General features: G+C 46.9%; 1 protein-coding gene. It reads right to left on the bottom strand.

Annotated elements, in window-relative coordinates:
- Positions 1-138: 138 nt before the first annotated feature.
- A partial coding sequence (locus LKX83_RS32245; RefSeq protein ID WP_227887351.1) for a hypothetical protein occupies positions 139-324 on the bottom strand: 186 nt, incomplete at its 5' end.

The raw sequence follows: 324 nt of genomic DNA, 5'->3' as shown, positions 1-324 counted from the left end.
GTTCTGTGTTTGTATGATCGAGTCTGATACGTAGATGCGGCGGAGGCGAAGTGACAGTAGCCATAAGTAGATCAACGTCTTTGTTATAGCCGTGTCGCTTCATTAATTGAACAAAACGGGTATATGTGCTGCCTTCCATCACGCCATAGCTCCTCCCGCCATCTCGATTTCTTTAACGATAAGCATTGCAACTTGCCGCGCCTGTTCCGCTGTAGTAGCATTAGAACCGTTTATAGCGACGGAAATATTACCTATATGAAGGCCATGCTTTCCTTGCGAATATCCACGGTTCTCATTCGCTGGAACAACGCGCTCCTCTTTGTG

The organism is Cohnella baijiui, from assembly GCF_020731285.1.
In the GTDB taxonomy this organism is placed as follows: domain Bacteria; phylum Bacillota; class Bacilli; order Paenibacillales; family Paenibacillaceae; genus Cohnella.
This window is presented reverse-complemented; position numbering and strand designations above follow the sequence as displayed.